Here is an 8,310-nt window from a genome sequence, read left to right on the forward strand (position 1 = left end):
CGGGGCTCGGGGCTGGGGTGGCGGCGTTGGGGGCTGTCAGTCTTGGGGGGCTTTTTTGGGGGGGTGGCCGGGGGCGGGGCTGGGCGGGGGGGGGGGGGGCGGTAGGGGCTGTCGGGGTTTGGGGGTCGATGGGGCGTACGGAGGTGGGTGCGGGTCCGGGTACCGGAGTCGGTGCGCGACCGGATCCGGATACCGGAGTCGGTGCGCGACCGGGTCCGGGTACAGGAGTCGGTGCGTGACCGGATCCGGATACCGGAATCGGTACGTGACCGGGTCCGAGTACGGCGCTGCGGCCGCGTACGGGGGCGGAGCCGGGCCCGGATGCGCATACGGCTGCGGTTCCGGCTCCGGGGGCGGAGGCTCGTGCGGCCGCGGGCTGCCCTTCAGCACGCGCGGTGCCCACCAGTTGAAATCGCCGGCGAGGCGCATGAGCGCCGGTACGAGCACGCCGCGCACGAGGGTCGCGTCGAGGAGGACGCCGAAGCCCGCGCCGATGCCGAAGAACTGCAGCAGGGCGACCTTGGAGGTGCCGAAGCTCAGGAGGGTAAAGGCGAGCAGGGCGCCGGCGGTGGTGACGATGCCGCCGGTGCGCGAGAGGCCGATGACGATGGAGTCGGCGGTGTTGTGCCCGGCGTCGTGGGCCTCCTTGATGCGGGCGAGGACGAACACCTCGTAGTCCACCGAGAGTCCGAAGACGATGCAGAAGAGCAGCACCGGCATGGTCGTGCTGAGCGGCCCGGGCGTGAAGCCGAGCCAGTCCTGCAGATGGCCGTCCTGGAAGATCCACACCATGGCGCCCAGGACGGCGGCCAGGCTCAGGGCGTTCAGGGCGATCGCCTTCAGCGGCAGGATCAGGCTGCGGGAGAAGAAGAACAGCAGCACGAACGTGGTGGCGGTGATCAGGCCCAGTGCGACCGGGAGCCGGTCGCCGATGGTGTCCTTGGCGTCGATCAGCGCCGCGCTCGGCCCGCCCACGTGGATGGTGGTGCCGGCCGGTGTGGGGGTGGCGCGGACGGCCCGCACCAGCTGCTGGGCGGCGTCCGACTGGGGGTCGGCCTCCGGCACCACGGTCAGGATCGCCGCGTTGCCGGCGGCGGGGGAGGCGCCGGGCACGGAGCCGGGGCCGGCGATCCGCTTGCCGTCCTGCCAGACTCCGGAGGGCCCTACGACCTTGGCGACATCGGGCAAGGCGGAGAGGCCCGGCGCGTAGTCGTTGGCGACCCGGGGCGTGTCGGTGGTGGTGAAGACCGTCAGCGCACCGCTGCCGCGCGCGTCGAACTCGCTGCGTACGAGGTCCCCGGTCTGTCGGCTGGCCGCGCTGCGCGGCAGGGTCCGGTCGTCGGGGGTGGCGAACGAGGCGTGCGTGAACGGTGCGGCCAGCAGGACCAGCAGCGCCATCACCGGCAGTGCCGCGAGCGTGGGGCGGCGCACCACCAGCCGCGCCAGCCGCTCCCAGAAGCGGGAGGCGGAGCCGGCGTTGCCGCGCCGTTTCCAGGGCACCGCCCAGGCGTTGACCCGCCGCCCCATCAGGGCCAGGAGTGCCGGCAGGACCACGGTGGCGGCGAGGGCGGCGATCGCCACCACGGCGATGCCCGCGTAGGCGAAGGACCGCAGGAAGTACGGCGGGAAGACCAGCAGGGTCGCGAGCGCCGCGCACACCGTCGCGGCGCTGAAGAAGATGGTGTGCCCGGCGGTGCACACGGTGCGCACGGCCGCGGCACGCGCGGGGTGTCCCGCGCCCAGTTCCTCCCGGAACCGGGAGACGACGAGGAGCCCGTAGTCGATGCCCAGGCCCAGCCCCAGGGCGGTGGTGAGGTTCAGCGCGAACACCGACACATCGGTGACGCTGCCGAGGACACTGAGCACGAGCAGTGTGCCGCCGATGGCCAGGACGCCGATGAGCAGCGGCAGCAGTGCGGCGACCACACTGCCGAAGACGACGACGAGCAGGAGCAGCGTGCCGGGCAGGACGACCGCCTCGGCCCGCTTCAGGTCGGCTTCGGAGTTGTCCTGGATCTCGGCGTCGGCCAGGGCCTGTCCCCCGACGTGCACCGTCAGCACCGGCCGGCCGTCCGTCGGCGGGGCGGTGAGCTTCTCGCCCAGGTGCTCGACCCGCGAGCCCAGCTCCTCGCCCTCGCCGTCGACGTGCGCCAGCAGCATGGCCGAGCGGCCGTCCCTGCCGCGCAGCTCGGCCTCGTTGCTCGTCCAGTACGAGCGCACGCCGCTCACGTCCGGCTGCTCGTCCAGGCGCTTCGTCAGCTCGTCGCCGGCGCGGCGCACCGCGGGATCGTCGACGGCACCGTCCCGCACCTGCGCGACCACGACGACGTTGGGGGACGATCCCCGGTGCTCGGCACTGACGCGGGCCGCGAAGCTCGAGTCGGAGTGCGGGTCGTCGTAGCCCTGCGTCTTCAGCCGGTCCGTGGCCCCGGCGCCGAGCACCACGGAAAGGATCAGGAAGACGAGCGCGGCCAGGAGGACGAGCCGGGGGTAGCGCGTGGCCACCTCGCCCATCCAGCGGTACATCCGAGCCTCCAGCGGTTCGCCTTCCGCTCCTGCCTCGTGCGGGGCGGTCAGGTATCACCACGGTGGCTTGTTGGGATAGATCACCCCAGTTCCGGCAATTCGTCACTTGACGGGAGGCCGCACAGGCTGTAGCGCGCCTGGAAGCCATATGCAGAGGACATACAGAAGGGGCGACATGCCAGCACCACTGCCCGCCGGCCTCGTGCGGTCGCTCGTCGACCGGGCGGTACGCGCGCCGTCCTCCCACAACAGCCAGCCGTGGATCTTTCGCCAGGCGGGGGACGTCATCGAGCTGTACGCCGACCGGTCGCGTGCCCTGCCGGTCAACGACCCCGACGACCGGGAACTCTTCATCAGCTGTGGCGCCGCGCTGCTGAACCTGCGCCTCGCGGCGCACCACCACCGCCTGGCCCCCGTGGTCGCACTGCTGCCGGACACGGCCGACGCGAACCTGTGCGCCCGGGTGGGGCTGTCCCCCCTCCCCCACCGCACCGATGCCGACGCCGACGCCGACGCCGACGAGTCACTGCTGTACGAGGCGATCGACCGTCGGCGCACCTGCCGGAAGCCATTCGCCGACCGGCCACTGCCCACGCAGGTGCTGCCACGGCTGCTACAGGCGGCCGAACAGGAAGGCGCCGGGCTGAGCATCGTCGCCCCCGACCGGCGCGGAGACCTCGCGGCGCTCATCGAGCAGGGGGACGTCCGTCAGTTCGCCGACCGGGCCTGGCGGCGCGAGCTCGCGTTCTGGATGCGGCCGCGCCGGCACGGTGACGGCCTCACCGTCCCGGCCGTCGCCGCACCCCTGATCCGTACGGGGATCCGGTCCGCCGACCTCGGCGCCCGGGTGGGCCGCCGCGACGCCGCCCTCCTGCGCACCGCGCCGCTGGCCGCAGTCCTCACCTCCCGGACCGACGAACCCTCCGACTGGCTGGCCACCGGGCAGGCCCTGCAGCGCGGGCTGCTCGTCCTCGCCGCCCACGGCATCCTCGCGGGCTACGCCAACCAGCCCTGCGAGCTGGGCGAGCCGTCGCGCGGCCGGCTGCGCGACATGCTCCCCGGCCTGACCGGGCACCCCCAGATCGTCATCCGGGCCGGCTACCCCGCGCGCCCCGTTCCCGTCTCGCCGCGCCGCCCGCTCACCGACGTTCTCGACGTACCGCATTCCTGAGCCGGGCGCGGGGCGCGTACGACTACGGCGTCGCGCCCTCGTCCAGCAGCCCCGCGTCATGGACCAACAGCGCGATCTGGACACGGTTGTTGAGACCGAGTTTGGCCAGGATCCGGGAGACGTGGGTCTTCACGGTCGGCAGGCTCATGTACAGGGACGTGGCGATCTCGGCGTTGGAGTGGCCGCGGCCGACCGCGACGGCGACCTCGCGTTCGCGTTCGGCGAGGGTGCCGAGGCGGGCCCGGGCCCGGCAGGCCCGGTCGTCGGGGGCGGCGCCCGCCACATGCGTCATCAACTGGCGGGTGACGGCCGGGGAGAGCACCGGATCGCCCGCCGCCACGCGCCGTATCGCTGCGACGATCTCCGCGGGCGGGGTGTCCTTGAGGACGAATCCCGCGGCCCCGGCCCGCAGCGCGCGCAGCACCTGTTCGTCGGCGTGGAAGGTGGTGAGGACGACGACCTCGGGGGCGTCGGGGCGGCCGCGGAGCTGCTCGGTGGCGGTGAGCCCGTCCACCTGGGGCATCCGGATGTCCATCAGGACGACATCGGGCCGCAGCCGGTCGGTGAGCGCGGCGGCCTCGGAGCCGTCGGCCCCCTCCCCCACGATCTCGATGTCCTCCGCCCCGCCGAGCATGAAGGTGAGTCCTGCGCGCACGAGCGGGTCGTCGTCGACGATGAGCAGCCGGATGGTCATGAGGGCCACGGTAGCCACGATCGGACGGTGAACCCTCCGTCGTCCGTCTTCCCGTGCTCCAGCCGCCCGCCCGCGAGCGTGGCGCGTTCGGTCAGCCCGATCAGGCCCTGGCCGGATCCGGGCACCTGACGGACCGGGCCGTCCGGGGCGGGGTTGCTGACGGTGACGGTGAGCCCTCGGCCGGGTCCGCCGTGCACGGTGACGGTGACCTCGGCGCCGGGGGCGTGTTTGCGGGCGTTGGTGAGACCCTCCTGGGCGATGCGGTAGACGGTGCGGCCGGTGGCGGCGGGGACCGTGGCCGGTGCGTCGATGCCGTTGTCGAGGGTGACCCGCATGCCGGCCTGCCGGGACTCGGCGACCAGCGCGTCGAGCGTGGCGAAAGTGGGCTGCGGCCGGTGGTTCTCGTCGCCCTCGCCGGGGGCGCGCAGTACGCCGATGATCTCGCGCAGGTCCTGGAGGGCCTCGTGGGCGCTGTCCCGGATGACGCCGGCGGCGCGGGCGACCTCGGCGGGGGGTGCGTCGGGCCGGAACTCCAGCGCGCCCGCGTGCACGCTGAGCAGCGTCAGCCGGTGGGCGAGCACGTCGTGCATCTCCCGGGCGATGGCCTCGCGGGCGAGCCGCTGAGCCTGCTGTGCGCGCAGTTCGGCCTCGGTCTCGGCCCGGTGGGCGCGTTCCCGCAGGGCGACGACGAGCTGACGGCGTGAGCGTACGAGCATGCCCCAGCCGAGGGCCGTCAGCACCAGGAGGACCCCGGCGATGATGTTGGCCAGGGTGGACGTCGCCGGATCGGGCCGCAGGAACGGCTGCCCGATGCCCGCGAGCAGCGCGAGCGAGCCGAGTACGGCGACCGGTTTGAACGGCCGGTGCACGGCGAGGCTGAACAGGCTCACCAGCATGGCGCCGCCCGCGACCGGCACCACCAGGGCGGTCACGATCAGCGTGGCGGCGAGCCCGACGGGCCAGCGCCTGCGCAGCCACACCGCGCAGCAGGCCGCCGCGCCGATCAGCTGGTCGGCGAGGACCACGGCGTCGGCGTTGGCGGCCTGTTCGCTCGCCTCGACCGCGAGCACTCCGATGAGGGCGGCGAAGAGGAACGCGACGGTGTCCACGATCCAGTCGCGCACCGTCCGCCGCGGCCGTTCCCTGCCCCGGTCGCCCGGAAGCTCCTGGTCCAGTGGGCCGGCCATGGCCGACGGCAGCAGCCAGGGGTATTCCGTACGCGTCACATCGACAAACCTACGCAGGTGGGGAGCGGTCCGGGGCCGTCCCGCGACGGGAAGCTACCAAAGTCGCACGCTCTCAGACTTTCGGAGCGAGAGCGCACGCCGACGGCGGACGCGGTGCCTCACGACGCCGGGCGACGATCACGGCATGAAGAAGATCCTGGAGTACATCGCTATGGCACTGATCGTCGTCGGCGTATGCGGAGTGCTGCGTGAGCTGAGCGGCGGATGGTTCGCCTTGATGGGCTTCACGAAGTGGATCATCGAGCCGATCGGTTTCCTGGAGGGGAAGGAGCTCTACGCGCACGTCGTGCTCGCGGTGCTCGGCTTCGCGATCCTGATGATCGCGGACCGCAGCAACCGCGACGACCGCAGCGACCACAGCGGCTGAGGGGGTCACGCGCCTCGGTCCCCGGCACCGGCCTGGGTACCGGCACGGGCCGGGCGCGCGGCACGGGTAGCGGCACCGGCCGGGCGCGCGGTATCGGTACCGGTACCAGCACTGGCCTGGTGCGCGGCACCGGTAGCGGCACCCGCCTGGGTACCAGCACTGGCCTGGCGCGCGGTGCCGGTCATCGCGGCCAGCTGCGCCGCTGCACTGTCGAGGAGCATGTCGAGCGCCGCCGGATAGGCGCTGATGTTCATCTCCGCGATCAGGTGCGGTGCGGCGGGTGCGATGTGGGGGTGTGTGTCCGCCGGCAACCGCGCGTAGGTGGCCTGCCATACGGTCTCGTCCGCCCGGCGGGCCGCCTCGGGCAGCGCGAGGGTGGCGGCGTCCAGCGCAGCGAAGGCCAGCGTCTGGTCGATGAAGCAGTGGTAGATGCGTACCGCCGCCGGCGTGGGAAAGCCCGCCCGGTGCAGCACCCCCAGGATGATCTCGTCCGACGCGATCTCATGGGTTCTTCCGGAGACCCGGCTCGCCGTCAGCACGGCCGCCTGCGGATGCGCCAGATAGGCGGCATGAACGCGTCGGCCCAGTTCGCGGAGGTCCGCCCGCCAGTCCGACGAGGCGGACCAGCCCTTCAGCGCGCGGCCGATCAGCTCGTCGCCGACCGCCAGCGTCAGCTCGTCCATGCCGCGGAAGTAGCGGTAGAGCGTGCTGGGATCGGCCCCGAGCGCCGCCCCGATACGGCGTGCGGTCAGCCCGGCGGCGCCGTGCTCGCGCAGCATCCGCAGCGCGGTCGTCACAATCAGCTGCTCCGAAAGGACCACACCCGTCTTGGTCGGGCGACGCCGCCGCCGTTCGGGCTCCGGGACCACCTTCTTGGGCATCAGCCTGCTCCTTCTCGCTGTCGGCCACCCGTCGGCCACCCCATCGGCCTCACGTCCGCGCTTATGCCAACGCCATTGACGATATCAACGGCCGGTGAGTTTCATCGGGGGCCCGGGAGAGTCCTGGGGAAAAGGGAAGGACCTGGTCATGCGCATCTTGCTGGTGGGTGCCGGTGGAGTGGGGACAGCAGTCACCCGGATCGCCGCACGCCGTGGATTCTTCGAACGGATGGTCGTCGCGGACTACGACCAGGCCCGTGCCGAGGCTGCCGTCGCCGCGGTCGCCGCGGTCACTCCAGGGCCGGAGGCTGGGGCCGAGGCGGCGGAGGGCCGGTTCGCCGCCGCCCGCATCGACGCCTCGGACGAGGCGGCGGTCAGCGAGCTCCTCGCGCGGGAGCGCTGCGACGTCCTGCTCAATGCGACGGACCCCCGTTTCGTCATGCCGCTGTTCCGTGCCGCACTCGCTGCCGGTGCCCACTACGTGGACATGGCGATGTCCCTGTCCCGCCCGCACGCGGACCGCCCGTACGAGGAGTGCGGGGTGAAGCTCGGGGACGAGCAGTTCTCTCTCGCGGACGACTGGGAGAAGTCGGGCCGGCTCGCCCTCGTCGGGATGGGAGTGGAGCCGGGGCTCTCCGACGTCTTCGCCCGCTACGCGGCCGACGAGCTCTTCGACACCATCGAGGAGATCGGTATCCGGGACGGCGCCAACCTCACCGTGGAGGGCTATGACTTCGCGCCCTCGTTCAGCATCTGGACCACGATCGAGGAGTGCCTCAACCCGCCGGTGGTCTTCGAGGCCGGCCGCGGCTGGTTCACGACAGCGCCGTTCAGCGAACCCGAGGTGTTCGACTTCCCCGAGGGCATCGGGCCGGTCGAGTGCGTCAACGTCGAGCACGAGGAAGTGCTGCTGATTCCGCGCTGGGTCGAGGCCGGGCGGGTCACCTTCAAGTACGGCCTCGGTACGGACTTCATCAACACACTGCAGGTCCTGCACCAGGTGGGCCTGGACAGGACCGACCCGGTCACGGTGCCGGGCCCGGAAGGACCGGTGCGGGTCTCGCCCCGTGACGTCGTCGCGGCCTGTCTGCCCGATCCGGCCACGCTCGGCGACCGGATGCGCGGCAAGACCTGCGCGGGCACCTGGGTCAAGGGGGTCAAGGACGGCGGGCCGCGCGAGGTCTACCTGTACCACGTCGTCGACAACGAGTGGTCCATGAAGGAGTACGGGAGCCAGGCCGTGGTCTGGCAGACGGCCGTCAACCCGGTCGTCGCACTCGAACTCGTCGCGACCGGGGCATGGTCGGGGACGGGCGTCCTGGGACCGGAGGCCTTCGACGCGCGTGCCTTCCTCGCCCTGCTGGAGGAGTACGGCTCTCCCTGGGGGATGCGCGAGCAGTAGGGGGCCGAGCGGTGGCCCGCGG

6 protein-coding genes and 1 pseudogene are annotated in these 8,310 nt (G+C 72.5%); 3 read left to right on the forward strand and 4 right to left on the reverse strand.

Annotation, left to right across the window (positions count from 1 at the left end; all coding sequences use genetic code 11):
* Nucleotides 1-36: 36 nt before the first annotated feature.
* Complete coding sequence (locus ACWGI8_RS08475; protein WP_453659352.1) at nucleotides 37-2,526, reverse strand: MMPL family transporter; 2,490 nt, start codon at nucleotides 2,524-2,526, stop codon at nucleotides 37-39.
* Nucleotides 2,527-2,701: 175 nt separating this feature from the next.
* Here ACWGI8_RS08475 and ACWGI8_RS08480 point away from each other — a divergent pair, with 175 nt between their 5' ends.
* On the forward strand, nucleotides 2,702-3,697 hold the full coding sequence (locus tag ACWGI8_RS08480; RefSeq protein ID WP_453659353.1) for an Acg family FMN-binding oxidoreductase: 996 nt from the start codon (nucleotides 2,702-2,704) through the stop codon (nucleotides 3,695-3,697).
* A gap of 22 nt (nucleotides 3,698-3,719) precedes the next feature.
* On the opposite strand, the gene ACWGI8_RS08485 is transcribed toward ACWGI8_RS08480, so the two are convergent.
* Both ACWGI8_RS08485 and ACWGI8_RS08490 read right to left on the reverse strand, forming a co-directional pair.
* Entirely contained in the window at nucleotides 3,720-4,391 is a 672-nt protein-coding gene (locus tag ACWGI8_RS08485) for a response regulator (protein ID WP_453659354.1), read from the reverse strand.
* On the reverse strand, nucleotides 4,388-5,617 hold the full coding sequence (locus ACWGI8_RS08490) for a sensor histidine kinase (protein ID WP_453659355.1): 1,230 nt from the start codon (nucleotides 5,615-5,617) through the stop codon (nucleotides 4,388-4,390). Before ACWGI8_RS08490 ends, ACWGI8_RS08485 begins: the two co-directional genes overlap by 4 nt.
* Nucleotides 5,618-5,762: 145 nt before the next feature.
* On the opposite strand from ACWGI8_RS08490, the gene ACWGI8_RS08495 reads away from it, so the two are divergent.
* The gene (locus ACWGI8_RS08495; RefSeq protein ID WP_453659356.1) at nucleotides 5,763-6,005 is read left to right on the forward strand and encodes a hypothetical protein; all 243 of its coding nucleotides are present in this window, start codon (nucleotides 5,763-5,765) and stop codon (nucleotides 6,003-6,005) included.
* Between the two features lie 188 nt (nucleotides 6,006-6,193).
* Here the strand turns inward: ACWGI8_RS08495 and ACWGI8_RS08500 are convergent.
* Nucleotides 6,194-6,886, reverse strand: a pseudogene (locus tag ACWGI8_RS08500) (TetR/AcrR family transcriptional regulator); the annotation flags it as partial.
* 148 nt (nucleotides 6,887-7,034) lie between these two features.
* On the opposite strand from ACWGI8_RS08500, the gene ACWGI8_RS08505 reads away from it, so the two are divergent.
* Nucleotides 7,035-8,288, forward strand: a complete 1,254-nt coding sequence (locus tag ACWGI8_RS08505; protein WP_453659357.1) for a saccharopine dehydrogenase family protein — start codon at nucleotides 7,035-7,037, stop codon at nucleotides 8,286-8,288.
* Nucleotides 8,289-8,310: the final 22 nt, after the last annotated feature.

This window comes from Streptomyces sp. NPDC054841 (assembly GCF_053611045.1).